Source organism: Pseudomonas sp. RA_105y_Pfl2_P56, assembly GCF_963970845.1.
Lineage (GTDB): Bacteria > Pseudomonadota > Gammaproteobacteria > Pseudomonadales > Pseudomonadaceae > Aquipseudomonas > Aquipseudomonas baetica_A.
Genome location: NZ_CAXAPL010000030.1, coordinates 20973 through 47445, shown reverse-complemented (window position 1 = coordinate 47445; position 26473 = coordinate 20973). Strand labels below are relative to the sequence as shown.

The window sequence follows — 26473 nt, the reverse complement described above, 5'->3', positions numbered from 1 at the left end:
AGCGCCATGCACTCTCATCTTAATCGGGTTCAGACGTTTCTCGCGGTGGTTGATTTTGGTTCTTACACCAAGGCCGCCAATTACCTGAGTATCAGCAAAGCCATGGCCAGCCTGCATGTCAAGGCGCTGGAAGAGGTTTTGTCTGCGACATTGCTTATTCGCAATACGCGCAATATATCGCTGACGGAAATTGGTCAGGACTTTTATGAAGAGTTCAAGGGAATAGTCGCGGACATCGATAATGCCTTCGATAACGTATTGAAGGGTAATAATCGTGTCTCCGGTAAGTTGCGCATAAGTTCCACGAGTGAATATGGCGAAAAGTATATTCTGCCGTTGATCCCATTGTTCTCCGAGCGCTATCCGGAAATTCGCTTGTGCTACAACTTCAATTCTTCATTGAATGATCTGGTGGCGGAAAAACTCGATCTGGTGATTCGCCTCGGCAACTTGGCAGACTCGGCATTCAAGAGCCGCAAGCTGGCGGATTACGAAATTGTGCTGGTCGCCAGCGAAGGGTTTCTCGCTCGTTATCCGGTGAATGAGCCACAGGCTCTGAACAATGTGCCGTGGATCGCCAACAGCAATCTGCAGGCACCGACACAGTGGAGCCTGCGTGACGGGCAAGGGCAAAGCGTCGAGATCAACGGCATCAATCACTTCGAGTCGAATTCCTCCACGGCCATTCGTTCGATGACGCTGTCGTCGCTGGGGGTTTCGGTATTGCCGGCGTGGGTGGTCGAGGATGACATCGCCAGCGGGCGTCTGGTGCGTTTGCTGCCTGAGTACGCACTGCCTTCGCAATCGATCAACGTGGTATTCCCCAACAGCCCGCACCTGCCGCACAAGTCGCGGGCGTTTATTGATTTTCTGTTGTTGCATCTGGCGCGCTGACCTCGCTGGTCAGCGCCCGATCCGTAGAAAAGAAAAAGCCCCTGAATCTCACGATTCAGGGGCTTTTCCGTTCAAGCGATGATCAGTGATCAGGCCGCTTCAATCTTGCCATTGTGCTCGACCTTGCCCAGATACGCCGCCAGTTTCTCCTGCTCGGCCGCAGTGGTGAACAACCCCAGCTTGCTGCGGCGCCACAGAATGTCGTGCGCGGTAGTCGCCCACTCTTCGCTGCACAGGTAATCGACTTCACGGGTGTAGAGCCCGCCACCCAGGTGTTCGCCCAGGTCGGCGAAGGTTTCCACGCCTTCGAGCATGCGCCAGGTGCGGCTGCCGTAGGTGGTCGACCAGCGGCGAGCGATTTCAGTCGGCACGAAGTCGAACTTGTCGCGAATCAGTGCGCTCAAGGCCTGCGGGGTGGTCATGTCTTCGCCGCCGGGCAGGGTAGCGGTCGCCGTCCAGCTCGGGCGCATCTGGGTGAAGAACGGCATCAACTGCGCCATCGCCGACTCGGCGAGTTTGCGGTAGGTGGTCAGCTTGCCGCCAAACACCGACAGCAACGGTGCTTCTTCGCCGCTGCCGGACAGCGCCAGGGTGTAATCGCGGGTCACGGCCGACGGGTTGTCGGATTCGTCGTTGCACAGCGGACGCACACCCGAATAGCTGTGCTGAATGTCGTCGCGGCTGATCTGCTTCTTGAAGTGGGCGTTGACCACTTTCAGCAGGTAATCGGTTTCGCCCTCGGTGATCGCCACTTTGGCTGGATCGCCGGTGTACTCGCGGTCGGTGGTGCCAATCAGCGTGAAATGGTTCAGGTACGGAATGGTGAAAACGATGCGCTGATCTTCGTTTTGCAAGATGTGCGCATGTTCGCCTTCGTACAGTTTCGGCACGATGATGTGGCTGCCCTGAATCAGACGGATGCCGTACGGCGACTCCATCTTCAAGTCATCACGAATGAACTTGGCGACCCACGGGCCGGCAGCGTTTACCAGCGCTTTGGCGGTGATCGAAAACAGGCTCCCGTCGGCGCGCTCCAGGTTCAGATGCCACAAGCCTTTGGCGCGACGGGCGCTGACGCAACGGGTCTGGGTGTGGACGTGGGCGCCTTTTTCCCGGGCGGCCATGGCGTTCAGAACAACCAGGCGAGCGTCATCGACCCAGCAGTCGGAGTATTCAAAGCCTTTTTTGATTTCGCTTTTCAGTGCGCTGTCGGCGCCGAACTTCAGGCTTTTAGAACCTGGCAACTTTTCGCGCTTGCCCAGGTTGTCATACAGGAACAGACCGGCGCGGATCATCCACGCCGGACGCAGGTGCGGGCGGTGCGGCAGCACGAAACGCATCGGCTTGACGATGTGCGGCGCCTTGGCCAGCAGGACTTCGCGCTCGGCCAGTGCTTCGCGCACCAGACGGAATTCGTAATGTTCGAGGTAGCGCAGACCACCGTGGATCAGCTTGCTACTGGCCGACGAGGTATGGCTGGCCAAGTCATCCTTTTCGCAAAGGAAAACAGAGAGACCGCGACCGGCGGCATCCGCTGCGATCCCGACCCCATTGATCCCGCCACCGATGACGGCGAGGTCGTAGATCTCAGAGATAGGGGGCGTACGCAAGGTAGATGTTGACATCGGCTGGCCTCGGGCTCTTTTGATTTTCTGTATTGGAAATCGAACATTAATGTTCATTTTCGAAAATGGTAGCTCATAAAGACGCGCACAGCCAGTCGACTTCGATTGAAAAAACTCATCGAAGGGCGGTTAAAAGAAGATATTCGAACATCAAATGTGCGCAAGAGCGCGGCAGATGTGCTGTTTGTGAGGGACTCTTCGCGAGCCAGCCCGCTCCCACAAGGGGAGCGCATTCCATAGGTGGGAGCGGGCTGGCTCGCGAAGGCGTCGGTACAGCCGATGAATATTTGAGGGGTTAAACGACTTCCAGGCGAATCTTGTGCTGACTCAGCAACTGCGCCAACGCTGGCACTGGCTGCTGATCCGTCACCAGGCAATCAATCAGGCTGATCGGGCCGAGCCGAATCATCGCATTGCGCCCGAATTTGCTGGAGTCCGCCGCCAGGATCACCTGCCGCGCATTGGCGATGATCGCTTGGGAAACCCGTACTTCCTGATAATCGAAGTCGAGCAGGCTGCCGTCCTCGTCGATACCGCTGATACCGACCAGGGCGAAATCGACCTTGAACTGATTGATGAAATCCACGCTCGCCTGACCGACAACCCCGCCGTCACGGCGCACATTGCCGCCCGTCAGCAACACATCAAAGTCATCCTTGGCACTGAGCATCGACGCCACATGCAAGTTGTTGGTGATGATTTTCAGGTGGTTGTGATTGAGCAGGGCGCGGGCAATCGATTCGGTGGTGGTGCCGATGTTGATGAACAGCGAGGCGTGATCGGGGATCTGGGCGGCGATGGCTTCACCGATGCGTTGTTTTTCATCGCGCATCTGATCGGCGCGCATCGCATAAGCCGTGTTTTCGACGCTGGAGTCATAGGCGGCGCCGCCATGGTAGCGACGAAGCAGATTGGCTTCCGCGAGCTGATTGATGTCGCGGCGAATGGTTTGCGGGGTAACAACGAACAGCGTGGCCATTTCCTCGATACTCACATAGCCGCGTTCGCGGACCAGTTCGAGGATTTGCTGCTGACGGGGAGGCAGATTCATGGGGCTTCCTTTGGGCTGCCGTGCAAAATTTGCCCATGATGCCGCAGGAATCCGCTCCCTACCAGTTAGAACCCTATAAGGATCCCGAGACTGTCTTATTCAGCGTCTTCGCGTTCCCAGTCACGGGTACGGCTGACGGCTTTTTTCCAGCCTTTATAGAGTTTCTCTTTTGCCACTTCGTCCAGGCTCGGTTCGAACTCGCGTTCGATGACCGCTTTGCCGCGCAGTTCGTCCAGGCTGCCCCAGAAACCGCACGCCAGACCCGCCAGATAGGCAGCGCCCAGGGCAGTGGTTTCGCGCATTTGCGGGCGCTCGACCTGCGTGCCGAGGATGTCGGCCTGGAACTGCATGAGGAAGTTATTGGCAACTGCGCCGCCGTCCACACGCAGGGCCTTGAGGCGTTCGCCGGAGTCCTGCTGCATGGCGTCGAGCACGTCTCGGGTCTGGTAGGCAATCGATTCCAGCGCGGCACGGATGATGTGATCCACGCGCACGCCACGGGTCAGACCGAACAGGGCGCCACGGGCATACGGGTCCCAGTACGGTGCGCCCAGGCCAGTGAAGGCTGGCACCAGATACACGCCGTTGCTGTCTTTGACTTTATTGGCGAAGTATTCGGTGTCGTGGGCGTCGTTGATGATCTTCAGTTCATCACGCAGCCACTGCACGGTGGAACCGCCGTTGAATACCGCGCCTTCCAGTGCGTAAGCCACTTCGCCGCGCGGGCCGCAAGCGATGGTGGTGAGCATGCCGTGCTTGGATTTCACCGCTTTGTCGCCGGTGTTCATCAGCAGGAAGCAACCGGTGCCGTAGGTGTTTTTCGCCTGGCCCGGCTCGACGCACATCTGGCCGAACAGTGCCGCTTGCTGGTCGCCGGCGATACCGCCGATGGCGATGCCGCTCTTGGTGCGACCGTAGATTTCCGAGGAGGCTTTGACTTGCGGCAGCATTTCGCGCGGGATGTCGAGGATCTCCAGCATCTTCGAATCCCATTCAAGCGAATGGATGTTGAAGAGCATGGTGCGCGAGGCGTTGGTGTAATCGGTGACGTGAACCTTGCCGCCAGTGAATTTCCAGATCAGCCAGCTATCGATGGTGCCGAACAGCAGTTCGCCGTTGCGCGCACGTTCGCGGCTGCCTTCAACGTTGTCGAGGATCCACTTCAGTTTGGTGCCGGAGAAGTACGGGTCGGTGACCAGGCCCGTGGTGTCGCGGATGTAGTCTTCGTGGCCGTCACGCTTGAGCTGCTGACAGATCTCGGTGCTGCGGCGGCACTGCCAGACGATCGCGTTGTACACCGGGCGGCCGGTGGTCTTGTCCCAGACTACGGTGGTTTCACGCTGGTTGGTGATGCCGATGGCAGCCACCTGATCGTGATGCAAGCCAGCCTGAGCCAGCGCTTCAACCATCACTGCGCTTTGGGTGGCGAAGATTTCCATCGGGTCGTGTTCAACCCAACCGGCTTGTGGGTAATGCTGGGCGAATTCGCGCTGCGCGGTGCAGACCACGTTCGCGTCGCGGTCGAAAATGATCGCGCGGGAGCTGGTCGTACCCTGATCGAGGGCAATGATGTAGTTCTTATTCTCAATGTCGGTCATGTCGATTGCCTTGGACGAAAAAAGGGAGAGTGGGCCTTGGCGCAGGCTCTATTGGGCAGGAGCCTGCGCCGACTGTTTCAAGAAGTTCTTGGTTTGCCTTCAATGGCCGGTTCTGCATCCTTTGTAGCAGGTGTGGCGCCGGTCAGGTGACGGGCGATGAGCCCGCGATACCCGGCAGCGCCGAGGCAGGCACCGACAATCGGTGCAAAAATCGGAATCAGGAAGTACGGAATGTCGCGACCGCCAGTGAAGGAAATTTCACCCCAGCCGGCGAAGAAAGTCATCAGCTTGGGACCAAAGTCACGGGCCGGGTTCATCGCAAAGCCCGTCAGCGGGCCCATCGAACTGCCAATCACCGCAATCAGCAAACCGATCAGCAGCGGCGCCATCGGGCCTCTTGGCAGGCCGTTGTTGTCGTCGGTCAGGGCCATGATCACGCCCATCAGGATGGCGGTGATGATCATCTCGACCAGAAATGCCTGGGCGGTCGACAGCACCGGGTTCGGGAAGGTGGAGAACACCGACGCCAACTCAAGGCTGGCCGCCGAGCCGCGCACCATTTGATGAGTTTGTTCGAAATCGAAGAAGAGATTGCTGTACAGCGTGTAAACCAACAGCGCGCCGCAGAAGGCGCCGGCAATCTGCGAAAGGATGTAGAACGGCAGTTTGCGCTTTTCGAAGTCAGCGAAGATGGTCAGCGCGATGCTGACCGCCGGATTCAGGTGCGCGCCGGAAACGCCTGCGGTGAGGTAGATCGCCATGCTCACGCCTACGCCCCAGATGATGCTGATTTCCCACAGACCGAAGCTGGCGCCCGCGACTTTGAGCGCGGCGACACAACCGGTACCGAAAAAGATCAGGAGTGCAGTGCCCAGGAACTCGGCCATGCATTGGCCTGAAAGCGATGGTTGCTGTAAAGCAGTTGTCATTGAAAACCTCGATTTTTGTTGTTGTCTGGCGCACTGCCGACAGGGCAAGGCGCGATTTTCACCGAGGCGGGATCCCCATCCCGTTCTCGGTTTACTGCTGGGTGCTGCCGTGATCATAATTCTTACATTATTCAGATTCGAAAAAATATAGACAAGAAACAAACCTGTCAAAGGTCGAAAGTGAACTATTGGTCACAATAAAACTATCAGTGCGGTGAATGATCCTTTTTGGAGGATGGAAGTTTTTTCGGTTGTTCGCCTGCAGGCCACGGGAAACGTGGCTTGTGCTAGAGCCTTTTCGCCGGCGATGGCCTAGAATTCTGCGCAGGATTTTTCTGTCACTGCCGAGCCTGGAGCTGTCATGACCCCTGCGTTGGACTTGTTGAAAAAAGTTCGTGCCGAACATCGCGTGCACAGTTACGAACATGACCCCAAAGCCGCGTCTTACGGGCTGGAGGCCGCAGAAAAACTGGGGCTTGAGCCTGCGCAGGTGTTCAAGACGCTGCTGGCCGCCACTGAAAAGGGTGAATTGCTGGTCGCCGTGGTGCCGGTCGTCGGAAGTCTCGATCTAAAAGGTCTGGCACACGCCGCCGGTGTCAAAAAAGTCGAAATGGCCGACCCGGTGGCGGCACAGCGTTCTACGGGGTATCTGTTGGGTGGCATCAGCCCTCTGGGGCAGAAGAAACGCTTGCGCACTTTTATTGACCGCTCGGCTCAGGGGTTTGCGACCCTTTACGTCAGTGCCGGCCGACGCGGGCTTGAGGTCGAGTTGGCGCCTGCCGTGTTGGCCGAACATACCCAGGCCACATTTGCCGACATCGGCCGCGCATGACCATTTGCACTGTATGAAGAAAATTGGCCGGTTCTGTCACTGGCGCGGATCAGGTGTCAGTTGCATGCTCGATCAACGGACTGAGGGAGAAGGTTATGCAACTCGAGTTTCATCAGGTCGACGCGTTCAGTGATCGGCCGTTCAGTGGCAATCCAGCGATGGTCTATCGGCTCGACGCCTGGCTGGCGGACGAGTTGATGCAGAAAATCGCCGCCGAACACAATCTGGCGGAAACTGCGTTTCTGGTACGCGAAGGTCAGGCTTGGCATATCCGCTGGTTCACCCCGACCACCGAAGTGCCGTTATGCGGTCACGCCACGTTGGCCAGTGCCTATGTGCTATTCGAAATTTACAAGGAAACCGCCGAACGCCTGGATTTTGTCTGTCAGTCCGGGCCGCTGAGTGTCAGTCGTGAGGGGCGGCGATTGTGGCTGGACTTCCCGTCGATCGAGCCTTGCGAGATTGGTGTGACGCAGGATGTCGAGCGGGCGTTGGGAGTCGAGGCGCTGGATGTGCTCGGCTCCAGTGAGCTGTTTGTGGTGCTGGAGTCGGAGCAGGCCGTTCTGGATTGCAAGCCGGACAGGGTCGCGCTGGCCAAGCTGCCGTGGTTGGGTGCGATCGTCACCGCTCGCGGCAATCAACACGATTTCGTCTCGCGCTACTTTGCGCCAGCGATTGGTATCGATGAAGACCCGGTGACCGGTTCGACCCATTGCAGCTTGATTCCATACTGGTCAAAGAAATTGGGCAAATCGAGCCTGACCGCATGCCAGCGTTCGGCGCGGGGCGGGGAGTTGTTCTGTCGGCTGGAAGGTGAGCGGGTGAAGATTGGCGGTCATGCGACGCTGGTGGCGAGCGGCACACTGCGCCTGGGTTAAGACAAAAACCAATGTGGGAGCGGGCTTGCTCGCGAAGGCGGTGTATCAGCAAACACTCGTGCTGAATGACACGACGCTTTCGCGAGCAAGCCCGCTCCCACATTTTCTATCGTGTTGAATCAGAGCGCGCTGCTGTAGCGGCGCACGCCGTTTTCCACTGCCGGAATCTGCGCTGCCGTGCTACCGGATGCCTGGAACAACACCAGATGTTCGGCTGCAACACGAATCCCCACCTCGGCACCGACGTGGTGATCGGCATGACTGGGGAAGATCGACTCCAGTTGCGCACCGGTCGGCAGTTGCAGGCGATAAAGCGTCGAAGCCCCCAGGAACGTCTTGCCGACAATCCTCGCCTTCAAAGCACTGTCCGGCGCATAAACGATGTCGTCCGGACGCAACAGCACATCCACCGCACCACCCACCGGCCAGGTATAGGCGCGATTACCGCGCAGTTCACCCAGTTCGGTCTGCACCGATTCCGGGCTGCCGAGCTGGCCGCGAATGAAGTAGCCCTGACCGATGAAACTGGCCACAAAAGGCGTCGCCGGTTCGTGATACAGGTTGTACGGGGTGTCCCATTGCTCCAGTCGCCCCTCTTTGAAAACGCCGACGTGATCACTCACGGCAAAGGCTTCTTCCTGATCGTGGGTCACCAGTATCGCGCTGGTACCACGAGCCTTGAGGATGTCGCGTACTTCATGGCTGAGTTTGCGGCGCAGTTCGCCATCGAGGTTCGAAAAGGGCTCGTCGAGCAGCAGCAGTTGCGGCTCTGGCGCCAAGGCGCGGGCGAGGGCGACACGCTGTTGCTGGCCACCGGACAATTCGTGCGGGAAGCGTTTGCCAAGGTCCTTCAGGTTGACCAGTTCCAGCAACTCCTCGGTCACGCGCTCCTTGTGCGGATGCTTGCGAATGCCGAAGGCGATGTTGTCCGCGACGCTCAGGTGCGGGAACAGCGCGTAGTCCTGAAACACCATGCCGATCCGGCGTTTCTCCGGTGCCAGGGTGAAACCAGGGCTGGAAAGGGTCTCGCCACCGAGGGTGATTTCACCTTCGTGCACCGGTTCGAAACCGGCGATGGCGCGCAGGGTGGTGGTCTTGCCGCACCCGGATGAGCCGAGCAGGCAGCCGATATCGCCGGCGTTGAGGTGCAGATTGAGGTTCTGCACCACACGTTGATCTTGATAGCCGCAAGCGAGGTTGCGCAGGTTCAGCAGTAATTCATGGCTCATGCGTGGTGATATGCCGGTTCGACGAGGAACTCGAGCAGGGCCTTCTGTGCGTGGAGACGGTTTTCTGCCTGATCCCAAGCGACCGAGCGCGGGTCATCAAGCAGGTCGAGACTGATTTCTTCGCCACGGTGCGCGGGCAGGCAGTGCATGAACAGCACGTCCTCGGCGGCCAGATCGAGCAGGGCACGATTGACCTGGAACGGGGTGAACAGCTTGAGACGCTTGGCGGTTTCTTCTTCCTGGCCCATGGACGTCCAGACGTCGGTGCTCACCAGGTGCGCGCCGCGCACGGCGTCCTGTGGGTCGCGGACGATGGTCACGCGGTCGCCGGCCTTGGCGACGAACTCCGGGTTTGGCTCGTAGCCTTCCGGGCAGGCGACGCGCAATTGGAAGTCGAACTGGATCGCGGCCTCTATATAGCTGTTGCACATATTGTTGCCGTCGCCGATCCAGGCAACCGTTTTGCCCTGGATCGAGCCGCGATGTTCGAGGAACGTCTGCATGTCGGCCAGCAACTGGCACGGGTGCAGGTCATCGGACAGGCCGTTGATCACGGGCACGCGGGAGTTGGCTGCGAATTCGGTCAGGGTGCTGTGGGCAAAAGTACGGATCATCACCGCATCAAGCATGCTCGACATGACGATGGCGCAGTCGCCTATCGGCTCGCCACGGCCTAGTTGGGTGTCGCGTGGCGAAAGGAAAATCGCCTGGCCGCCGAGCTGGATCATGCCGGCTTCGAAGGAGATCCGGGTGCGCGTCGAGGATTTCTCGAAGATCATCCCCAGCACACGGTTTTTCAGAGGCTCGAACAGTACGCCGCGGTTACGCAGGTCCTTGAGCTCAACGCCTCGACGGATCACGCTGACCAGCTCTTCGGGCGTGCAATCCATCAGGGAGAGAAAGTGCCTTGCGCTCATCATTGACTACCTTTTGCTACACACCGCAGATGCTCAAAGCCTTGTTTAACGGAACAACGGGCGAGACCTGCGGCGTAAGCCGCACGGGGCGACGAAAATGGGGGAAGGCGCGATATTGACACTAAATGTCGCGTTTTTCCAATAGGCTACGGTTTTTTGCGGAATTCGGAGGGCGGACTTGGAGTTGCAGTCGCGCATTTGAAGCCGGGTTCAGGACAGCAGCGAGCTTCTTTGTACACTGGCCTCAAGGGGCTTGGCAATCCGCCGTGGCGCAGATGACGCTGCTTTGGTCGGTTTACGACCACAGCGCCACGAATCGCTTGGTCGGGTGCTCGGGCTGAAACATTTGCTAAAGCAAAGTGCTGGGTTATAAATACATTTCGAGCGACGCAGGAAGCCTCCGCATGGAATCGAAAGAACAACTGTTAATGGAATTGCTGGGCCACACGGCTCGCTCACTGACCCATCTCACCGCCTCGGTCACCTCGATGTCCTTCGAGCTGCTGCGCAGCGAGGACGAAGTGGTCAAGACTGCCGGTCGGCACATGATCGACCGGATGGCAACCATCAGCGCCGGGCTCGACGAGCATTGGCGTCTTATCGGTGAACTCACCGGCGTGCATATCGCCCACGAACAGATCGAAACCATCCAGGAAATTCAGTTGCAGGCGCCACCGCACTTGCCGCAGAACTGACGCAATGGGCTATCGGCTCGCCTGATAACCGTCGATTCACAAGACGAACGTCGCTGGCGCCCGGCCGGCGCCCGGGCCATAGTTTTGTTCCCGCAGGCGTAGTGCCCGCCCCAGAACAAGACAGAGACTGGCCATGACCAAGACTCTCCATCACCGTGCCTGCCACCTGTGTGAAGCCATCTGTGGCCTGACCCTCGAGACCACCGAAACCGATGGCAATGTTGCGATCACCTCGATCAAGGGCGATGCCCTCGACACGTTCAGCCGTGGGCACATCTGCCCCAAGGCCGTGGCGTTGCAGGATATTCAGAATGACCCCGATCGCCTGCGCCAGCCAATGCGCCGGGTTGGCAGTGAATGGCTGCCGATCGAGTGGGATGAGGCGTTTGCGCTGGTGGCCGAGCGTCTGGCGGCGATTCAGGAGCGCCATGGGCAGAACGCGGTGGCGGTCTATCAGGGCAACCCTAGCGTGCACAACTACGGGTTGATGACCCACAGCAACTACTTCCTCGGTTTGCTGAAGACGCGCAATCGCTTCTCGGCGACCTCGGTCGATCAGTTGCCCCATCATCTGAGCAGTTATCTGATGTACGGCCACGGTTTGCTGTTGCCGATTCCTGATATTGATCACACCGATTTCATGCTGATTCTGGGCGGTAATCCGCTGGCGTCCAACGGCAGCATCATGACCGTGCCTGACGTCGAAAAGCGCCTCAAAGCCATTCAGGGCCGGGGCGGCAAAGTGGTGGTGGTCGATCCACGGCGCAGCGAGACGGCGGCAATCGCTGATCAACATCTATTTGTGCGGCCCGGGGGCGATGCGGCCTTGCTGTTTGGTGTCCTCAACACATTGTTTGGCGAAGGCTTGACCCGCGACAGTCACTTGCCGGTCGACGGCCTGGACGAGGTGCGCGCCGCCGTGGCGACGTTCACCGCAGAAGCCATGAGCCCGTTGTGCGCCGTGCCCGCCGAACAGATCCGCCAGTTGGCCCGCGATTTTGCCGCCGCGCCCAGCGCGGTTTGCTACGGGCGGATGGGCGTTTCAACGCAAGCCTTCGGCACCTTGTGCCACTGGGTGGTGCAGTTGATCAATCTGGTGACCGGCAACCTTGATCGCGTCGGCGGGGCGCTGTGCACGGAGCCTGCGGTGGATCTGGTGGCATCGACCTCGGGCGGGCATTTCAATAAATGGCAAAGCCGTGTGTCGGGCCGTCCCGAGTACGGCGGCGAGTTGCCGGTGTCGGCGCTGGCCGAAGAAATGCTCACCGACGGCGAGGGGCAGGTGCGCGCACTGATTACCGTCGCCGGTAACCCGGTGCTGTCGACGCCTAACGGGCGGCAACTGGAGCAGGCGCTGGACGGTCTGGAGTTCATGGTCAGCATCGACCTGTACATCAACGAAACCACGCGTTATGCCGACCTGATCCTGCCGTCGACTTCGGCGCTGGAGAACGATCACTACGACACCACGTTCAATCTGTTCGCGGTGCGCAATGTCACCCGTTTCAATCGCGCAATTCTCGCCAAACCCGAGGGCGCCTTGCATGATTGGGAGATTTTCGTCGGCCTGGCCAAAGCGTTTGCCGAAAAAACCGGCAAGGAACTGAAGCCAACAATGCCGCCGGCGAAGATGATCGACTTGGGCCTGCGCATGGGGATCTACGGTGACGCGGGCGAGCAGAAACTGTCGCTGGCAACGCTGTTCGATCATCCGCACGGCATTGACCTTGGCGCGCTGAAACCCAATCTCACGCCACGCCTGAAAACGCCGAATCAACGCGTGCAGGCCGCGCCGCCGGAGATACTCGCCGACCTCGCACGGTTCGCGACATTGCAGGCGCCCGCCGCCGATGAGTTGCTGATGATCGGCCGCCGCCATGTGCGCAGTAACAATTCCTGGATGCATAACTATCATCGTCTGGTGAAAGGCAAGCCAAGGCATCAATTGCTGATGCACCCGGATGACCTCGCCAGTCGTGGGCTTGAAGATGGCCAGTTAGTGCGCGTCAGTTCACGGGTCGGGCAGATCGAAGTCCAAGTGCTCGGCAGTCTGGACATGATGAAAGGCGTGGTGAGCTTGCCTCACGGCTGGGGGCATGCGCGTCCCGGTGTACAGATGGCGATTGCCAGCAGTCAGCCGGGTTCCAGTGCCAACGACCTGACCGATGAGTGTCAGCTTGACGAGCTGTCGGGTAATGCCGCGCTCAATGGCGTTCCGGTGACGGTGGTGGCAGCCTGAGCATGTCTGTCGGGGAGACCGAGCATGGCGCTCGGGATTCCGTTACAATGCGCCACCGTGCCGACCCATGAGTCGGAAAGTTCAGCCGAGGTGCTCCATGGATATCATCGAAACGATTAAAGAGCAGATTGCCAACAACACCATTCTGCTTTACATGAAAGGTTCGCCGAATGCCCCACAGTGTGGCTTCTCCGCGAAAGCTGCGCAGGCTGTGATGGCGTGTGGCGAAAAGTTTGCGTACGTGGACATCCTGCAGAACCCGGAAATCCGCGCCAACCTGCCAAAGTACGCCAACTGGCCGACTTTCCCGCAATTGTGGGTGGGCGGTGAGCTGGTCGGCGGTAGCGACATCATGACCGAGATGGCTGCAGACGGTTCGCTGCAAAGCACCATCAAAGCGGCTGTCGAAGCCGCTGCTGCGAACAAGTCCGAAGCCTGATCGGCTTTTTCGGGTTTCGGCCAATGCTGAAACCCGAGCAATAAAAAGCCCCGCGCCTCAAAAGAGGGCGGGGCTTTTCAGTGTCTCGCGTTTAGCGGGCGCTAACTTACTCTTCGCCCATCTGCGATTGCAGATAGTTCTCAAGACCGACTTTATCGATCAGGCCCAGTTGGGTTTCCAGCCAGTCGATATGTTCTTCTTCGGATTCGAGAATGTCTTCGAGCAGTTCACGGCTGCCGAAATCGCCAACGGATTCGCAATGCGCAATCGCGGCTTTAAGGTCAGCATGGCCGGTCTTCTCGATACGCAGGTCGCATTCCAGCATTTCCTGGGTATGCTCGCCGATGTGCAGTTTTCCCAGATCCTGCACGTTCGGCAGCCCTTCGAGGAACAGAATGCGCTTGATCAGCTTGTCCGCGTGTTTCATCTCGTCGATGGACTCGTGGTACTCGTGCTTGCCCAGCTTGTTCAGGCCCCAATCTTCATACATGCGGGCATGCAGGAAGTACTGATTGATCGCGACCAGTTCATTGGCAAGGATCTTGTTGAGATGCTGGATGACTGTAATGTCGCCTTTCATGATGGGAGTCCTGCCCTGTATTAGCTGTATATAGGGCGGAGTTTGGGCTGCACTTTTATAAGTGTCAAACCTAAGTTATTGAATAATAAATGAAAATAAATCTGAATAAGAATGTTTGTGTTCCGCGTCTGGAGCCTAACCAATTGATTTTCAGGCATAAAAAAACCGGACATCAAGTCCGGTTCTTTGAAATGAGGGTATTTACGCGGCAGTAAATTCTACCGGGTAGGGGATCGCGGCCTGGGCGGTTTGCAGCTTGGTCAGGGTTTCGCGAACCACTTCCTTGGCCAGGCAAGCACATTTGCCACATTGGCTGGCGACGCCGGTGGCCTGGCGAACTTCTTTGTAGCTGCAGCAACCTTCATAGATCGCTTCGCGGATCTGTCCGTCGGTGACGCCAGTGCAGAGACAAACATACATAAGTGAGAACCGTCGCTGGTTGTGACTCAATTGCGATGGATCTTAATGTTAACGAGAATGATTGTCAAAGTGCTTTCGCAAAGCTTTTGGCCAGAATGGCCAGTGACTGACGAACGGTGACAAGTGGCTATTTGCCTGGCCCTGTAAATGCAGCGTCCTTATTCGCCTGCCCCAAAAAACCTTTAAGGACAGGCCAAAAACGCAGTGTATGATGGTCGGCCCTTGCGAAGGGGGTTCGTGTCACAGGGCTGTCGCCTGAGGGTGGCAGGCTGGCCCGGACCCTGAACTTCAAGTTTTTACACCAGGAGATATCAATGAGCGTACTCGTAGGCAAACAAGCCCCTGACTTCACCGTACCGGCCGTACTCGGCAATGGCGAGATCGTTGACAGCTTCACCCTGTCCTCGGCCATCAAAGGCAAATACGGCCTGGTGTTCTTCTACCCACTGGACTTCACCTTCGTCTGCCCGTCCGAGCTGATCGCTCTGGACAACCGCATGGCCGACTTCAAGGCACGCAACGTTGAAGTGATCGCGGTTTCGATCGACTCGCACTTCACCCACAACGCCTGGCGCAACACCCCGGTCAACAATGGCGGCATCGGCCAGGTGAAATACACCATGGCTGCCGACATGAAGCACGACATCGCCAAGGCTTACGATGTTGAATCCGAAGGCGGCGTGGCGTTCCGTGGTGCCTTCCTGATCGACGACAAAGGCGTTGTCCGCTCGCAGATCATCAACGACCTGCCGCTGGGCCGTAACATGGAAGAGCTGATCCGTCTGGTCGACGCTCTGCAATTCCACGAAGAGCACGGCGAAGTCTGCCCTGCCAACTGGAAGAAAGGCGACAAAGGCATGAACGCTTCGCCAGAAGGTGTTGCGGCTTACCTGACCGAGAACGCTGCTGCCCTGTAAGGCGCAACGTCAAGGTACAAAAAAACCGGCTCACGTAGCCGGTTTTTTCATGCGCGGGATTTATTCGAAAACCATCAGTCGTCGAAGTCTTCCCAGCCGCCCATCTGTTTCCAGCGATTGACGATGCCGCAGAACAGCTCAGCGGTTTTCTCGGTGTCGTAACGCGCGGAGTGCGCCTCACGGCCGTCGAAATCGATATCGGCTGCCTGACAGGCTTTCGCCAGTACGGTTTGACCGTAGGCCAGACCGGCCAGCGTGGCGGTGTCGAAGCTGGAGAATGGGTGGAACGGATTGCGCTTCATATCCAGTCGCGCAACAGCGGCATTGAGGAAGCCGAGGTCGAAGCTGCTGTTATGGCCGACCAGAATCGCCCGTTTGCAGCCGTTGGCTTTCAACGCCTTGCGGATGCCACGGAAGATATCGGTCAGCGCCGTTTCTTCGCTGACGGCCATGCGCAACGGGTGATCAAGCTTGATCCCGGTGAACTCCAGTGCCGCCGCTTCGATGTTGGCGCCTTCAAAAGGCTCAACGCGGAAGAAGTAGGTGTGATCCGGGTAAACGAAACCCTTTTCATCCATGGCGATGGTGGTCGCGGCAATCTCCAGCAATGCATCGGTGGCCGAGTTGAAGCCACCGGTTTCTACGTCGACGACAACCGGCAGGTAACCGCGAAAACGCGCTGCCATTGGATGACGGGAACCGCCGCCGCCACCTTGACCTTCCAGTTCGTCGTCGAAATGGTCTTCACTCACGCGTGTTCCTCCAGCAGGCGCCAGCGCAGCTTTTCACCGGCGCGCAGCGGGATAACGGTCAACTCGCCAAACGGCAGGCTGGTCGGGGCGGTCCATTCTTCGCGAACCAAAGTGATGCGGTCGGTATTGGCCGGCAGGCCGTAGAAGCGTGGCCCGTTGAGGCTGGCGAACGCTTCTAGCTTGTCCAGCGCATTACGCTGTTCGAAGGCTTCAGCGTACAACTCGATGGCGGCGTACGCGGTGTAGCAGCCGGCGCAGCCGCAGGCGGCTTCCTTGGCGTGCTGGGCGTGCGGTGCCGAGTCGGTGCCGAGGAAGAACTTCGCACTGCCGCTGGTGGCGGCGTCGAGCAGGGCTTCCTGATGGGTATTGCGCTTGAGGATCGGCAGGCAATAGAAGTGCGGGCGAATCCCGCCAACCAGCATGTGGTTGCGGTTGTAGAGCAGGTGATGCGCCGTGATGGTCGCGCCAACGTTGGCCGAAGCCTCGTTGACGAACTGCACCGCATCGCCAGTCGTGATGTGTTCGAACACCACTTTGAGCGTCGGGAAACGCTCGACGACACGGCGCATGTGCTCATCGATGAAAATCTTTTCGCGGTCGAACACGTCGACATCGCCGCGCGTGACTTCACCGTGGATCAGCAGCGGCATGCCGACTTCGGCCATGGCCTCCAGCGCCGGGAAGATCTTGTCGATGCTGGTCACTCCGGAATCGGAGTTGGTGGTCGCGCCGGCCGGGTACAGTTTGGCGGCGTGCACGAAACCGCTGGCCTTGGCCTCACGAATTTCTTCGGGCTGGGTGCGGTCGGTGAGGTACAGCACCATCAACGGCTCGAAACCACTGCCGGCCGGGCGAGCAGCGAGAATCCGCTGGCGATAGCCGTCGGCTTCAGCGGCGTTGCGCACCGGAGGTACCAGGTTGGGCATGATGATGGCGCGACCGAAGGTGCGCGCAACATCGGCAACGGTATTGGTCAACACAGCACCATCGCGAAGATGAATGTGCCAGTCGTCGGGACGCAGCAGGGTCAGGCGGTCGGACATGAGGGGATTCCAGGCGGGTCAAACTGAGGGGAATGCTACCCGAAAAGACTCTTGCAGGCACTCGCTATCAAGTTTTGCAGGAACCTTCCGATATCCCATAGGTATGCCGTAAACATGTGTGTATCGGTCTTTTTGTTGCAGAAGCCAATGGAGCCTCCCGTGCGCCAGCGTTATTTAGCCTTGCTCAGTGTGTTTGCCAGCCTTCCCGCGATGGCGCTGACCTACCAGACTCGACTGGAGAACATTGAGTGGACGGTCGCCGGCGATAAGTTCGAATGCCGTCTGACGCAACCGATCACTGATTTCGGTTCGGGAGAGTTCGTGCGCAGGGCCGGTGAACAGGCAATATTTCGTTTGAACGCCTATAACGCCATGCTGGGCGGCGGTTCGGCGACGTTGCTCGCGGCAGCCGCGCCATGGCAGCCGGGGCGCGGCGACATCAATCTGGGCTCTGTCAGGCTGGGCAGCGGCAACATTCTGTTCAGCAGTTCGCAGTCTCAGGCAGGTGGACTGATGAGCGGCCTGATGGACGGGCGCAGCCCTGTTGTACGCCGTGCCTCGGGCGATGGCCGGGTTTCGGAAGTGCGCCTGTTGCCGGTCAAGTTCAGCAAGGCGTTCAACGAATACCAGAGTTGTGTGGCGAAATTGCTGCCACAGAATTTCGATCAGATCAAACAGTCGCAGGTCGGCTTCCCTGGCGAGGGCATTGATCTTGATGCTGCCGCCAAGGCCAAACTGCAGGTCATGCTCGACTACATGAAGGCCGATCCGACGGTCAATCACATCGAGCTTGACGGCCACTCCGACAACAGCGGTAATCGCCTGACCAACCGCGAGTTGTCGCGCCGCCGTGCATTGGCTGTGGTCGACTTCTTCAAGGCCAACGGCATTCAGGAATCGCAGATCACTGTGCGTTTCCACGGTGAACGTTATCCATTGGTGCCGAACACCAATGCGGCCAATCGGGCGAAGAACCGCCGGGTGAATGTGCATTTGACGCGCGTGACCCCGACCACGGCTCCAGCGCCTCAGGCCAGCACTCCCGCCAATACCGCGGCGACTTCCTGACCTGCCGGTCATCGTCGCGCTCTCGACAGATTCTGTCGCTTTGTCGTCTTAAGCTGTCGCGCCTCTGTAAATTATCGCGTTGGAGCGGTAGACTCCTCGGCTTTCCGTAGAACCCCGTGGAGTGATGGCATGGCGGACGTAAACAAGGTCGTTCTGGCGTATTCCGGCGGCCTGGACACTTCGGTGATCCTCAAGTGGCTGCAGGATACTTATAACTGTGAAGTGGTGACCTTCACCGCAGATCTCGGTCAAGGCGAAGAGGTCGAGCCGGCCCGCGCCAAGGCTCAGGCCATGGGCGTCAAAGAAATCTACATTGATGATCTGCGCGAAGAGTTCGTGCGTGATTTCGTGTTCCCGATGTTTCGCGCCAACACCGTTTACGAGGGCGAGTACCTGCTGGGTACTTCCATCGCACGTCCATTGATCGCCAAGCGTTTGATCGAAATCGCCAACGAAACCGGCGCTGACGCCATTTCTCACGGTGCGACCGGCAAGGGCAACGACCAGGTGCGTTTCGAACTGGGTGCCTACGCACTCAAGCCAGGCGTGAAAGTGATTGCTCCGTGGCGCGAGTGGGATCTGCTGTCCCGCGAGAAGCTGATGGACTACGCCGAGAAGCACGCGATCCCGATCGAGCGCCACGGCAAGAAAAAATCCCCGTACTCGATGGATGCCAACCTGCTGCACATCTCCTATGAAGGCGGCGTGCTGGAAGATACCTGGACCGAGCACGAAGAAGACATGTGGCGTTGGACCGTCTCCCCGGAGAACGCTCCTGACACCCCGCAGTATCTGGAACTGACCTACCGCAACGGCGACATCGTTGCGCTGGACGGCGTCGAAATGACCCCGGCCACTGTTCTGGCGACACTGAACAAGATCGGTGGCGAGCACGGCATCGGCCGTCTGGACATCGTCGAAAACCGTTACGTGGGCATGAAGTCCCGTGGTTGCTACGAAACCCCGGGCGGCACCATCATGCTGCGCGCTCACCGCGCCATCGAGTCGATCACTCTGGACCGCGAAGTCGCTCACCTCAAAGACGAGCTGATGCCGAAATACGCCAGCCTGATCTACACCGGCTACTGGTGGAGCCCTGAGCGTCTGATGCTGCAACAGATGATCGACGCTTCCCAGGTCAACGTGAACGGTGTGGTTCGCCTGAAGCTGTACAAGGGCAACGTGATCGTGACCGGCCGCAAGTCCGACGATTCGCTGTTCGACGCCAACATCGCAACGTTCGAAGAAGATGGCGGCGCTTACAATCAGGCCGATGCGGCGGGCTTCATCAAGCTCAACGCGCTGCGCATGCGCATTGCTGCCAACAAGGGCCGCAAACTGTTCTGAGATTCTTCAGACTGATGCGCAATGAAAAGGCGGCCTTGTCTTTGAGACAAGGCCGCCTTTTTTATCAATTCTTTGTTTGGTGCTAATCGAGCAATGTCCCTGGTCTGTCTGCTTCTGCGGTAGTCCTCACCCGTCAAACCCGCCCCAGCAGCGTTACCGCTTGCGAGCACAGGTTGTAAACAATACAAAGCGTTGTGCCCGAGCCTTTCTTCGCGTGCCTGATCTGCGATAGCGCACTCTTGGTCAAGGAAACATCCGACACATGATTGGAAAGAAATACGATGGCCCGCGCAGTTTTCTTGTCGGTACGGCGGATCCTTTCCAGCATCGTGTTCAGTTCTCTCGATGCATCAATATTCCTTGCATCGATGATGTGCAGGTGGCTGATGGAGACAGGCAAGTGAATATTGTGTTGAACCGTCAGGTTCGGCGCTGAGCCGATGTCTGGTGGCGGGTCGGGCGCATTGTGGATTTTGCACGACTCCTTGCCTTGGGCTGCGCCGGGTTCGCTGGGCACGATGAAACTTGATATTCCGAAAGTCCCGTGAGCTGGATCCTGCTGTGATGTGTTTCGCTTGTTATCGCGACAATTATTGTTGATGACTTTTAAGAAGCTCTTGTCCTTGCCGAAATCAGAGGGTGAATAGAGTGAGCGGTAGTTGAAGTTTAAAGTGATAAAGAAAAGAAATAACAAGTAGAACGGAAAGCTTATCAGGAACCAGACGTAGATTTCGCGATCTTCGCTATCAAGGAACGGCAGAGAAACGGCGGCGGAGGCCTCGGATATAGCGGCGAATATAGCGATAATCGTCATCGGGTTGGATATTTTGTTTTTTATCTTTAACATTTAAGTGCTCTTTTTTTTGAGTGGTTTTGTTGTGGGTGACTGTGTTTTGTTGTTTATTGGTTAAGTGTGCTGTTGATGTTTGTATTTATAGCAAAAGTGTTTGCTTAAGTATAAATATCTTGTTTCAAGTGTTTATGATTCGGTCGGTTGTATATTAAAGTTGTAGGAGATTGCCGTCATTGAATGATATTTCTGATTGGGAGTGAATTCGTGTTGTGGCGCTGGTATTCGACACAGGTCCCGCAGTTTGAATGTCATGATGCCCGGCTGTGAGACCGCGTTGCACAGGAGTCGGTCGCAAGCTGTTACAGGTAAAAAACAGAAATGTTTCAGGGGCGTGAGCGAGGTGCTTTGTCGGATATTTAGAGAAGAGTGGGATTTTTGTAGGATTAATCCTTAATGCCCGTAGGGTATGTCTCTCGATGCAAGTGCGTGAGAGCGCTGGCATGCCATCAGGCAAGTGACTGGGCTATTGTGCGTGTTCTAAAAATTCGAACAGCGAAACTGGACTTGCCCATGAATAAAGTGCTGATCGTGGATGACCACCCCGTCATTCGTCTTGCGGTACGTATGCTGATGGAACGTCATGGCTACGAAGTCATTGCAGAAACTGACAACGGTGTAGATGCACTACAACTTGCTCGTGAACAAATGCCCGATATTGTTATTCTGGATATTGGAATACCGAAACTTGATGGACTGGAAGTTATTGCGCGCCTGACTTCGGTCGCGATGCCCATAAAAGTTCTGGTGCTGACTTCCCAGGCGCCCGGGCATTTTTCAATGCGTTGCATGCAATCGGGGGCGGCGGGTTATGTATGTAAACAGCAGGATCTGACCGAGTTGCTCAGCGCGATCAAGGCCGTTTTGTCCGGCTACAGTTATTTTCCCAATCAGGCGTTGCATACAGTACGTACCAGTCTGGGCAATGCCAGCGAAGCCGACATGGTAGATCGCCTTTCCGGGCGGGAAATGATGGTTTTACAACAGTTGGCGCGAGGCAAGACCAACAAGGAAATCGCCGATGGCATGTTTTTGAGCAACAAGACAGTGAGCACCTACAAGACTCGCTTGCTGCTGAAACTCAATGCGCGCTCGCTGGTTGATCTGATCGAGTTGGCGCAACGCAATGGGCTTGTCTGAATACCTCAGTAAGCTGACGGGGTCATGGGCCGATCGAATTCAGCTAGTTATAGAAAGTGAAAAGCCTCCGGTTCGGGAGGCTTTCAAGTATCAGAGATCAAAATCGTAATCGGCCAATTGCTTTTGCAGTCGGCGCTCCTCCAGCAGGTTGTCGATCGTGCGGCGCTTGCTCAGATTGGTTTTGGCGACTTCCACGACCGGTTCCTCTGCATCAGCGTCTGCGGTGTCAACGTCATCTTCTATGTCCAGTTGTTCTTTGTCGCTACTCATAAGGTTAACTCCGGCTAAGACTGCCTTTGGCGCTCCTTATATCGGTAATGCAGCGACGGGTAAAAAAGATTTTTTCAATCGACCAATAAACAAAGCTAATAGCCGCTCAATCGTCCGATGTTTTGGCTTTGTACTCGCACAAGTCCTCGATCCGACAGCTACCACAGCGTGGCTTGCGCGCCAGACACACATAGCGGCCAAGAAGAATCAGCCAATGGTGGGAGTCGAGCAGGAATTCCTTTGGCACAAATTTCATCAGCTTCTTTTCAACCTCGACGACATTCTTGCCCGGTGCAATGCCTGTGCGATTGCTGACGCGGAAAATGTGCGTGTCGACCGCCATGGTCAACTGGCGAAACGCGGTATTGAGTACGACGTTGGCGGTCTTGCGGCCAACGCCGGGCAAGGCTTCCAGCGCTTCGCGCGTCTGCGGTACTTCACTGTCGTGGCGTTCGACCAGCAGACGGCAGGTTTCGATGACGTTTTTCGCCTTGCTGTTGTAGAGGCCGATCGTCTTGATGTATTCAGACAATCCTTCGACGCCCAAGGCATGGATCGCTGCTGGCGTATTGGCCACCGGGAACAGTTTTGCCGTGGCCTTGTTGACGCCAACGTCGGTGGACTGCGCCGAGAGAATTACGGCAATCAGCAGTTCGAAGGGCGAGGAGTAGGCTAGTTCAGTCTTCGGCTCGGGATTGTCTTCATGCAGTCTGCGAAAAATCTCATGACGTTTTGCGGCGTTCATGGGCGATGCGATTCCTTGGATATAGAGTTCGAGCGAGTCCACGCCTGACGGACCGCGAGCAGTAGCCCCAGCACGATGAAGGCGCCGGGAACCGTGGTTGGCAGATGCAGGCCATCGCTGAGCAAAACAAGACCTTGCCAGTGTTCGGATAGCCCGCGACCGAGACTGCCGTGACCGATGAGTTCACGCAGTGCGGCGAGCGCCAGCATGAGCCCGCCAAACAGGCCCGCTAGCTTGAAGCGCTTGGCCGGCGGTTGCTGGAAGAAGCCATTGTGCTCCAGCACCACGCACTGCAAGGCGATCAGGCCCGTATAGAAACCGAACGCCTGATGCCATGGCAGCAACCAGCGCTGCGCAAGAATATCGGCGCAACTGGTCAGCGAAGCGGCGAGCAGCAAACTGGCCAGCAACGCACTTGCCCCGGTCAGTCGCGAGCGCATCAGCGGCATGCACACACCATAAATCCCCACGACAGTGACAAACATCAGTAGCGTGCCCAGCGCGGCGGCCAGCGTTTGCGTGGCGCCAAGCAGCAGCACCAGCATCAGCGTGTTCGACAGCTTCATGATCCACTCCCCAGCAACGCCGGCCTATGCTCATCGAAGTAGCGCAACGCATCATGGATCGCGTTGATCGCTGCACGGGAGGTGATGGTCGCCCCGGCCATCTGATCAAATTGTCCCTGATCGCTTTTCAACGCCCAGCCTGCGTTCGTCGGCTCATGGCTCGATTGGCCGGTGAACGCTTGCAGCCAGGCATTTGGCCAGTCACCAATAACCCCTCCCAGCGCCGGGGTTTCGGTTTGCTTCAGGGTTTTCACACCGAGCAATTTTCCGTCGGCATCAATGGCGATCAGCAGTTCGATGACACCGGCATATCCCTCGGTCAGGCTACGCAGCAGCACCGCAACCGGTTGCCCGCCTTTGGTCGCCCGATAGCCGCCCGCCAGCGTGCTGTGGCTTAAGGCAATGTCGGTCAAGGCCAGAGGTTGGTCCAGCGGTTGATTGTCGTAAGACTCGGCCGGGATCACATCCAGTAATTTGCGGTTATCGATCAGGCGTTGTTCGGCGGCGATCTGCGGCGCATTGCTACGCTGCACGAGATACGTCGCACCGATACCGAGGAAGGCCAACAAAAACAGCGTGATGAGGCTGGTCGTGCGGTTCATGGACTCACCTGTGTCTGGCGGGCGGCAGCAAAGCGTTCCAGTGCCGGTACGCACAGATTCATCAGCAATACGGCAAACGCCACACCGTCGGGATAACCGCCCCATGTGCGAATCAGATAAGTCAGCAGCCCGACGCCGACGCCAAACAGCAGGCGGGCGAACAGGTTTTTAGCCCCGGACACCGGCTCGGTAATGATGAAAAACGCACCGAGCATGGTCGCGCCGCTCAGCAGATGAAACAACGGCGATCCGTGGGAGTTCGAGCCCGAGCCGTTCCAGCACAACAGGCTGACGGCAAACAGGCTGGCGAGCATGCCGAGCGGCGCCTGCCAACCAATCACTCGGCGTTGCAGCAGGAACAGTCCGCCGGCGAGAAACGCCAGGTTGACCCATTCCACACCACGCCCGCCGACACCACCGAACGCCGGATTGGTGGCGAACAGTTCATCGATGGTCAGGTTTTTGTTGATGCGCAAGCTGTCCAGTGCCGTGGCCTGAGCCCATGCATCCGGCGGCTGTCCTGGATTGAACACCTGTTGTAAGGCTGCGATCAGGTCCATGCCGTGGGCCGGCCAATGAGTCATTGGCTGTGGGAACAAAACGATGGCCAAGACAAATCCGAGCATCGCCGGATTGAACGGGTTTTTTCCGACGCCACCGTACAAGTGCTTGCCGAGCAGCAGGCCAGAAGCAATCGCCGTGACCGTCAGCCACCACGGGCAGTAAGGGGGCAGGGCGGCCGCTAGCAGTGTCGCGCTGACCACCGCGCTGCCATCGATAAGGGTTGACTGAATGGGGCGATGACGTAAGCGGGTGGCCGCCGCTTCGACGACCAATGCAGTGGTTATCGCCAGGATCAGATTGATCAGCACGCCCCAACCGTAGAACCAGAACAACGCCAGCAACCCAGGCAGCGTCGCGAGCAGCACCTGTTTCATCGCCTGTTGCAGGCGATCGTCCGGCATCTCAAGGGGCGACATGGTCTTGCACCTGGCGCTCGGCGTCTTGCAGGCGAGCGCGGGCCTTGTCGAGTGTTTCGGTTGGGGTGTCGGCGTGGCGTTCCAGTTTATTGAGGTCGGCGCGAGCGTAGGCCAATGCGGTTTTCAACTGCCGAAGCTGGCTGTCGATCGGGCGTTTTTCCACGCGCACAAGGTCAGGAGCTGGCTGATCACTGGAGGCTTCAGCGGCATGCAGGGCTTGCTCGGCGTCACGCAGCGCCTGTTCCAGCGTCGCGATTTGCTCCGTTGAAGCTTCCGCAGTTTGTGCTTTTTTCAGTTCGGCGCGGCGCATGGCCAGCTGGATTTTCGCTCGTTTAAGGTCAGCGTCTTTTGCCGGGGCAGGCGCTGGCGGGGCGGTTGGAGTGCTGTTTTCGAGTGATGCCAGCGCCTGTTCGGCCGCTTCGAATTGTTGCTGCAACACGATCAGTTGCGCCTGTTGCTCGAACGTCGGCGGATGACCGAAGGCTTTCAGCGACTTGTGCAATTGCGCGCGACTCATCGCGACATCGATCTTGGCTTTCTTCAATGCGGCATCGGTGGTGGCCATTTTCTGTGCCCGCACACGTTCCAGCGCAGCCTGCACCGGGTCGAGCGTGGAGACTTGGGGCTGCGCTGAACGTTTGGCGCGCGCTTCACGCTCGGCCTGTTTGTGCTGTTCTTCGCGTTCGAGGCGGGCATTGCGTCGCTCGAAACGCTGGCGCGCGTGATCGCGTTTGGCCGCGCGCTCGCGCTGTTCCTCGAGACTGAATGCCAGACCTCCCACCACTGGCAACGTAGTCGGCGGCAGCGGATGCATCTCAATGCAATCTACCGGGCACGGCGCCACACACAGGTCGCAACCGGTGCACTCGTCGATCAAGACCGTATGCATCAGTTTCGCTGCTCCGACGATGGCGTCGATCGGACAGGCTTGAATGCACTTGGTACAGCCGATGCATTCGGCTTCACGAATGTAGGCCACTTGTGGCGGCGCCGAACCTCGACTGATGTCCAGTTCCAGCACCGGTATTTTCAATAACCCGGCCAGCGCCGCGATGGTTTCGTCCCCCCCCGGCGGGCACTTGTTGATCGGTTCGCCATTGGCGATGCCTTCTGCGTAGGGCTTGCATCCGGGGTGGCCACATTTGCCACATTGGGTCTGCGGCAGCAGGGCATCGATGCGTTGAATCAGACTCATGTTTTGATCAGTCCACTGAATCCGAGAAAAATCACTGCCATCAGTCCGGCGCTGATCAGGTCGATCGGCAAGCCGCGAAAGGGCAGGGGAATATCGTTGCCAGCGGTGCGCTCACGCAAATCGCTGAACAGGCTCAATACCAGCCAGAAACCCAGCCCAGCGCCGAGGCTCAGCGCGGCGGCATGCAACAGCCCCTGATCATTCTGCGCATTGATCAGCGCCAGTCCAAGTACGCCGGCATTGCCCAGCAAGAGCGGCCATAAACCGTCGAATGGCCAGTCGGGCAGCCCGCACGCCAGCCATTTCAGCAGCGGTGCGATCAGCAACACGCTCAACGGCAGAAACACGAACAAGCGCAGGGCTTCAAGTTGCAGTGGTACCAGCAGCCAGTGCCAGATGACGTACCCCGCCACGCCGACGATCAGCATCAAGCACAGGGTCGCCAGTCCCAACGCATGCACCTGACGTCGACTGCCCGCCAACAGCGGATCGACGCCCAGCGGCCAGTGCAACACGAAGTTGTTGAGCAACGCAGCACTGATAAGCGTAAGCAGGAGTTCGGTCATGGTTCTGCCAGCAAAACGGGCGGATGTCTCATAAGGTTAGGCATTATCCGGCAGCCACGATGGGTGGGCCAGATATGAAAAATCCCACAGGCATGCGGGGCACGCC

The 26473-nt window shown here is 57.9% G+C and carries 28 protein-coding genes; 10 read left to right on the top strand and 18 right to left on the bottom strand.

What is annotated here, in order from left to right:
* Positions 1–6 precede the first annotated feature (6 nt).
* Positions 7–894, top strand: a complete 888-nt coding sequence (locus AACY11_RS19770; protein ID WP_339495564.1) for a LysR family transcriptional regulator — start codon at positions 7–9, stop codon at positions 892–894.
* Between the two features lie 89 nt (positions 895–983).
* Here AACY11_RS19770 and glpD read toward each other — a convergent pair whose 3' ends face one another.
* From glpD to AACY11_RS19750, 4 genes are all read right to left on the bottom strand, one after another.
* Complete coding sequence (gene glpD, locus AACY11_RS19765) at positions 984–2519, bottom strand: glycerol-3-phosphate dehydrogenase (RefSeq protein ID WP_339466339.1); 1536 nt, start codon at positions 2517–2519, stop codon at positions 984–986.
* 295 nt (positions 2520–2814) lie between these two features.
* Positions 2815–3570 (bottom strand): DeoR/GlpR family transcriptional regulator, encoded by a 756-nt coding sequence (locus tag AACY11_RS19760; protein ID WP_007916700.1) that lies wholly within the window; start codon positions 3568–3570, stop codon positions 2815–2817.
* A gap of 95 nt (positions 3571–3665) precedes the next feature.
* A complete protein-coding gene (gene glpK / locus AACY11_RS19755) occupies positions 3666–5168 on the bottom strand; it encodes a glycerol kinase GlpK (protein ID WP_221732102.1) in 1503 nt (500 codons plus the stop codon).
* 77 nt (positions 5169–5245) lie between these two features.
* The gene (locus AACY11_RS19750) at positions 5246–6097 is read right to left on the bottom strand and encodes an MIP/aquaporin family protein (protein WP_221732101.1); all 852 of its coding nucleotides are present in this window, start codon (positions 6095–6097) and stop codon (positions 5246–5248) included.
* Between the two features lie 361 nt (positions 6098–6458).
* On the opposite strand from AACY11_RS19750, the gene ybaK reads away from it, so the two are divergent.
* The gene (gene ybaK, locus AACY11_RS19745) at positions 6459–6929 is read left to right on the top strand and encodes a Cys-tRNA(Pro) deacylase (RefSeq protein ID WP_339495563.1); all 471 of its coding nucleotides are present in this window, start codon (positions 6459–6461) and stop codon (positions 6927–6929) included.
* Between the two features lie 95 nt (positions 6930–7024).
* Positions 7025–7807: a PhzF family phenazine biosynthesis protein gene (locus tag AACY11_RS19740; protein ID WP_339433500.1), complete on the top strand. Its 783-nt coding sequence runs from the start codon at positions 7025–7027 to the stop codon at positions 7805–7807.
* 119 nt (positions 7808–7926) lie between these two features.
* Here the strand turns inward: AACY11_RS19740 and AACY11_RS19735 are convergent, their stop codons facing one another.
* Both AACY11_RS19735 and argF read right to left on the bottom strand, forming a co-directional pair.
* On the bottom strand, positions 7927–9036 hold the full coding sequence (locus tag AACY11_RS19735; protein WP_339433499.1) for an ABC transporter ATP-binding protein: 1110 nt from the start codon (positions 9034–9036) through the stop codon (positions 7927–7929).
* Complete coding sequence (gene argF, locus AACY11_RS19730; protein WP_339433498.1) at positions 9033–9953, bottom strand: ornithine carbamoyltransferase; 921 nt, start codon at positions 9951–9953, stop codon at positions 9033–9035. The genes AACY11_RS19735 and argF overlap by 4 nt, the downstream gene beginning before the upstream one ends.
* A 404-nt stretch (positions 9954–10357) precedes the next feature.
* Here argF and AACY11_RS19725 point away from each other — a divergent pair, with 404 nt between their 5' ends.
* From AACY11_RS19725 to grxD, 3 genes are all read left to right on the top strand, one after another.
* Positions 10358–10648: a hypothetical protein gene (locus tag AACY11_RS19725; protein ID WP_339433497.1), complete on the top strand. Its 291-nt coding sequence runs from the start codon at positions 10358–10360 to the stop codon at positions 10646–10648.
* Positions 10649–10781: 133 nt separating this feature from the next.
* The gene (locus AACY11_RS19720; RefSeq protein WP_339495562.1) at positions 10782–12887 is read left to right on the top strand and encodes a molybdopterin oxidoreductase family protein; all 2106 of its coding nucleotides are present in this window, start codon (positions 10782–10784) and stop codon (positions 12885–12887) included.
* 97 nt (positions 12888–12984) lie between these two features.
* Entirely contained in the window at positions 12985–13326 is a 342-nt protein-coding gene (gene grxD / locus AACY11_RS19715) for a Grx4 family monothiol glutaredoxin (protein WP_016773402.1), read from the top strand.
* Between the two features lie 106 nt (positions 13327–13432).
* On the opposite strand, the gene bfr is transcribed toward grxD, so the two are convergent.
* Both bfr and AACY11_RS19705 read right to left on the bottom strand, forming a co-directional pair.
* Positions 13433–13906, bottom strand: coding sequence for a bacterioferritin (gene bfr, locus AACY11_RS19710; protein WP_003227727.1), 474 nt, complete (start codon positions 13904–13906; stop codon positions 13433–13435).
* Between the two features lie 201 nt (positions 13907–14107).
* Entirely contained in the window at positions 14108–14326 is a 219-nt protein-coding gene (locus AACY11_RS19705; protein WP_003227725.1) for a bacterioferritin-associated ferredoxin, read from the bottom strand.
* 314 nt (positions 14327–14640) lie between these two features.
* On the opposite strand from AACY11_RS19705, the gene AACY11_RS19700 reads away from it, so the two are divergent.
* On the top strand, positions 14641–15243 hold the full coding sequence (locus tag AACY11_RS19700; RefSeq protein ID WP_003227723.1) for a peroxiredoxin: 603 nt from the start codon (positions 14641–14643) through the stop codon (positions 15241–15243).
* A 74-nt stretch (positions 15244–15317) separates the two neighbouring features.
* On the opposite strand, the gene rnt is transcribed toward AACY11_RS19700, so the two are convergent.
* Positions 15318–15995, bottom strand: coding sequence for a ribonuclease T (rnt, locus tag AACY11_RS19695; protein WP_095190452.1), 678 nt, complete (start codon positions 15993–15995; stop codon positions 15318–15320).
* Positions 15992–17038, bottom strand: coding sequence for a dihydroorotase (pyrC, locus tag AACY11_RS19690; protein ID WP_221732093.1), 1047 nt, complete (start codon positions 17036–17038; stop codon positions 15992–15994). The genes rnt and pyrC overlap by 4 nt, the downstream gene beginning before the upstream one ends.
* Positions 17039–17197: 159 nt before the next feature.
* Here pyrC and AACY11_RS19685 point away from each other — a divergent pair, with 159 nt between their 5' ends.
* On the top strand, positions 17198–18106 hold the full coding sequence (locus tag AACY11_RS19685) for a flagellar protein MotY (protein WP_339433495.1): 909 nt from the start codon (positions 17198–17200) through the stop codon (positions 18104–18106).
* Positions 18107–18235: 129 nt separating this feature from the next.
* Positions 18236–19453, top strand: a complete 1218-nt coding sequence (locus AACY11_RS19680) for an argininosuccinate synthase (protein ID WP_186622245.1) — start codon at positions 18236–18238, stop codon at positions 19451–19453.
* A 133-nt stretch (positions 19454–19586) separates the two neighbouring features.
* Here AACY11_RS19680 and AACY11_RS19675 read toward each other — a convergent pair whose 3' ends face one another.
* Positions 19587–20300 carry a hypothetical protein gene (locus AACY11_RS19675; RefSeq protein WP_339433494.1) on the bottom strand — a complete coding sequence of 238 codons (714 nt, stop codon included), beginning with the start codon at positions 20298–20300 and terminating at the stop codon, positions 19587–19589.
* Between the two features lie 516 nt (positions 20301–20816).
* On the opposite strand from AACY11_RS19675, the gene AACY11_RS19670 reads away from it, so the two are divergent.
* Positions 20817–21443: a response regulator transcription factor gene (locus AACY11_RS19670; RefSeq protein ID WP_042560733.1), complete on the top strand. Its 627-nt coding sequence runs from the start codon at positions 20817–20819 to the stop codon at positions 21441–21443.
* A gap of 90 nt (positions 21444–21533) precedes the next feature.
* Here the strand turns inward: AACY11_RS19670 and AACY11_RS19665 are convergent, their stop codons facing one another.
* The 7 genes from AACY11_RS19665 to AACY11_RS19635 form a co-directional block, all read right to left on the bottom strand.
* Positions 21534–21713: a PA3496 family putative envelope integrity protein gene (locus AACY11_RS19665; protein WP_339433493.1), complete on the bottom strand. Its 180-nt coding sequence runs from the start codon at positions 21711–21713 to the stop codon at positions 21534–21536.
* A 106-nt stretch (positions 21714–21819) separates the two neighbouring features.
* Positions 21820–22458, bottom strand: coding sequence for an endonuclease III (gene nth / locus AACY11_RS19660; RefSeq protein ID WP_339433492.1), 639 nt, complete (start codon positions 22456–22458; stop codon positions 21820–21822).
* Positions 22455–23024 (bottom strand): Rnf-Nqr domain containing protein, encoded by a 570-nt coding sequence (locus tag AACY11_RS19655; protein ID WP_339495561.1) that lies wholly within the window; start codon positions 23022–23024, stop codon positions 22455–22457. The genes nth and AACY11_RS19655 overlap by 4 nt, the downstream gene beginning before the upstream one ends.
* On the bottom strand, positions 23021–23626 hold the full coding sequence (locus tag AACY11_RS19650; RefSeq protein WP_339495560.1) for an RnfABCDGE type electron transport complex subunit G: 606 nt from the start codon (positions 23624–23626) through the stop codon (positions 23021–23023). Before AACY11_RS19650 ends, AACY11_RS19655 begins: the two co-directional genes overlap by 4 nt.
* A complete protein-coding gene (locus AACY11_RS19645; RefSeq protein ID WP_339495559.1) occupies positions 23623–24606 on the bottom strand; it encodes an RnfABCDGE type electron transport complex subunit D in 984 nt (327 codons plus the stop codon). The genes AACY11_RS19650 and AACY11_RS19645 overlap by 4 nt, the downstream gene beginning before the upstream one ends.
* On the bottom strand, positions 24593–25801 hold the full coding sequence (gene rsxB, locus AACY11_RS19640; protein ID WP_339466346.1) for an electron transport complex subunit RsxB: 1209 nt from the start codon (positions 25799–25801) through the stop codon (positions 24593–24595). The genes AACY11_RS19645 and rsxB overlap by 14 nt, the downstream gene beginning before the upstream one ends.
* Complete coding sequence (locus AACY11_RS19635; RefSeq protein ID WP_339433487.1) at positions 25798–26367, bottom strand: electron transport complex protein RnfA; 570 nt, start codon at positions 26365–26367, stop codon at positions 25798–25800. Before AACY11_RS19635 ends, rsxB begins: the two co-directional genes overlap by 4 nt.
* Between the last annotated feature and the right edge of the window lie 106 nt (positions 26368–26473).

Bases quoted from the DNA above. Each gene is read 5' to 3' on its own strand.
- AACY11_RS19770 (WP_339495564.1), top strand. From the start codon at position 7: ATGCACTCTCATCTTAATCGGGTTCAGACGTTTCTCGCGGTGGTTGAT.
- glpD (WP_339466339.1), bottom strand. From the start codon at position 2,519: ATGTCAACATCTACCTTGCGTACGCCCCCTATCTCTGAGATCTACGAC.
- AACY11_RS19760 (WP_007916700.1), bottom strand. From the start codon at position 3,570: ATGAATCTGCCTCCCCGTCAGCAGCAAATCCTCGAACTGGTCCGCGAA.
- glpK (WP_221732102.1), bottom strand. From the start codon at position 5,168: ATGACCGACATTGAGAATAAGAACTACATCATTGCCCTCGATCAGGGT.
- AACY11_RS19750 (WP_221732101.1), bottom strand. From the start codon at position 6,097: ATGACAACTGCTTTACAGCAACCATCGCTTTCAGGCCAATGCATGGCC.
- ybaK (WP_339495563.1), top strand. From the start codon at position 6,459: ATGACCCCTGCGTTGGACTTGTTGAAAAAAGTTCGTGCCGAACATCGC.
- AACY11_RS19740 (WP_339433500.1), top strand. From the start codon at position 7,025: ATGCAACTCGAGTTTCATCAGGTCGACGCGTTCAGTGATCGGCCGTTC.
- AACY11_RS19735 (WP_339433499.1), bottom strand. From the start codon at position 9,036: ATGAGCCATGAATTACTGCTGAACCTGCGCAACCTCGCTTGCGGCTAT.
- argF (WP_339433498.1), bottom strand. From the start codon at position 9,953: ATGAGCGCAAGGCACTTTCTCTCCCTGATGGATTGCACGCCCGAAGAG.
- AACY11_RS19725 (WP_339433497.1), top strand. From the start codon at position 10,358: ATGGAATCGAAAGAACAACTGTTAATGGAATTGCTGGGCCACACGGCT.
- AACY11_RS19720 (WP_339495562.1), top strand. From the start codon at position 10,782: ATGACCAAGACTCTCCATCACCGTGCCTGCCACCTGTGTGAAGCCATC.
- grxD (WP_016773402.1), top strand. From the start codon at position 12,985: ATGGATATCATCGAAACGATTAAAGAGCAGATTGCCAACAACACCATT.
- bfr (WP_003227727.1), bottom strand. From the start codon at position 13,906: ATGAAAGGCGACATTACAGTCATCCAGCATCTCAACAAGATCCTTGCC.
- AACY11_RS19705 (WP_003227725.1), bottom strand. From the start codon at position 14,326: ATGTATGTTTGTCTCTGCACTGGCGTCACCGACGGACAGATCCGCGAA.
- AACY11_RS19700 (WP_003227723.1), top strand. From the start codon at position 14,641: ATGAGCGTACTCGTAGGCAAACAAGCCCCTGACTTCACCGTACCGGCC.
- pyrC (WP_221732093.1), bottom strand. From the start codon at position 17,038: ATGTCCGACCGCCTGACCCTGCTGCGTCCCGACGACTGGCACATTCAT.
- AACY11_RS19680 (WP_186622245.1), top strand. From the start codon at position 18,236: ATGGCGGACGTAAACAAGGTCGTTCTGGCGTATTCCGGCGGCCTGGAC.
- AACY11_RS19675 (WP_339433494.1), bottom strand. From the start codon at position 20,300: ATGTTAAAGATAAAAAACAAAATATCCAACCCGATGACGATTATCGCT.
- AACY11_RS19670 (WP_042560733.1), top strand. From the start codon at position 20,817: ATGAATAAAGTGCTGATCGTGGATGACCACCCCGTCATTCGTCTTGCG.
- AACY11_RS19665 (WP_339433493.1), bottom strand. From the start codon at position 21,713: ATGAGTAGCGACAAAGAACAACTGGACATAGAAGATGACGTTGACACC.
- nth (WP_339433492.1), bottom strand. From the start codon at position 22,458: ATGAACGCCGCAAAACGTCATGAGATTTTTCGCAGACTGCATGAAGAC.
- AACY11_RS19655 (WP_339495561.1), bottom strand. From the start codon at position 23,024: ATGAAGCTGTCGAACACGCTGATGCTGGTGCTGCTGCTTGGCGCCACG.
- AACY11_RS19650 (WP_339495560.1), bottom strand. From the start codon at position 23,626: ATGAACCGCACGACCAGCCTCATCACGCTGTTTTTGTTGGCCTTCCTC.
- AACY11_RS19645 (WP_339495559.1), bottom strand. From the start codon at position 24,606: ATGTCGCCCCTTGAGATGCCGGACGATCGCCTGCAACAGGCGATGAAA.
- rsxB (WP_339466346.1), bottom strand. From the start codon at position 25,801: ATGAGTCTGATTCAACGCATCGATGCCCTGCTGCCGCAGACCCAATGT.
- AACY11_RS19635 (WP_339433487.1), bottom strand. From the start codon at position 26,367: ATGACCGAACTCCTGCTTACGCTTATCAGTGCTGCGTTGCTCAACAAC.